Consider the following 1,298-nt stretch of genomic DNA (forward strand, 5'->3'; position numbering starts at 1 on the left):
CATTTCTATGAATAAATGGAGTAAAGAAGAAAAGTTAAGCATTGTGTGGAGATATCAAAACGAAAACATCAGTATACGAGGACTTTCCGAAGAACTCGATATCGATAATTCTTCGTTACGATATTGGGTCAAATTGTTTGAGTATCATGGGAATCAAGCTTTTCACTTTCCCTATACAAACTACCCTCCTGCCTTTAAACTGAAGGTAATTAACTATATTCAGGAAACAGGAGCCTCCATACGTGAAGCTTCCGCTCTCTTTCACATTCCAGACTTCTCCATGGTTCGCCGATGGATCGTGAAGTGGAAACAGGGCGGCCTGGCGGCCTTGGGTCCTGCACAGGAGGATCAACTACTTATGGCTAAGGACAAATCCAATAAACCGTCTCGTTCTTTCAAATCGATAGAAGAAGAAATCGAATACCTACGCATGGAGAACGCTTATCTAAAAAAATTAAATGCCTTAGTCGAAGAGGAAACCAAGAACCAACCGAAAGGCAAAAAGCCCAAACGGTCTTCGAACTAAGGCACGCCTTCCCTGTATATAAACTCGTCAAGGTAGCTGGTATCCCCCGTAGTACTTACTACTATCACGTGAAGCAGATGGGGAAAACAGATCCTGATCGTGAGCTGAAAGAAAAGATCACGGAAATCTTCCATCAATCTGATAGGAAATACGGGTATCGTCGGGTTCAAAATCAGTTGGAGAATGAAGGTATTCATGTGAATCATAAAAAAGTTTACCGCCTGATGAAAGAGTTAGGCCTTCGATGCCAAGTTCGCATGAAGAAATACCATTCTTATAAAGGGAAAGTCGGTTAAGTAGCCGATAATCTCTTGAATAGGGAATTTACAGCTTCGAAACCGAATCAGAAATGGGTAACGGATATTACGGAGTTTAAATTGTTTGGTGAAAAACTCTATCTTTCTCCCATTCTGGACTTATTTAATGGTGAAATCATTACGTATACGATCGGGTTGCGCCCTACGTACGCCTTGGTAGCGGAAATGTTGGAGAACGGCCTTCAGCGTTTGAACCCGGAAGACGAATTAATGATGCATTCCGACCAGGGATGGCATTATCAAATGCGTCCCTATCGAGAACGTCTTCAAGAGGCAGGCATCACCCAAAGTATGTCTAGAAAAGGGAACTGTCACGATAATGCCGTGATAGAAAACTTCTTCGGCATCATGAAATCAGAGCTTTTATACTACAAAGAATTTGAAAGTATCGAGCACTTCAAAGAGCAACTGGCAGCGTTTATGGATAATTATAATCATCAAAGATTAAGTCGAAA

1 pseudogene is annotated in these 1,298 nt (G+C 41.5%); it reads left to right on the plus strand.

The window, feature by feature from the left end:
* Positions 1 to 7 precede the first annotated feature (7 nt).
* A pseudogene (locus D479_RS20390) lies at positions 8 to 1,298 on the plus strand (IS3 family transposase); the annotation flags it as partial.

The organism is Halobacillus sp. BAB-2008 (genome assembly GCF_000328325.1).
GTDB lineage: Bacteria > Bacillota > Bacilli > Bacillales > Halobacillaceae > Halobacillus.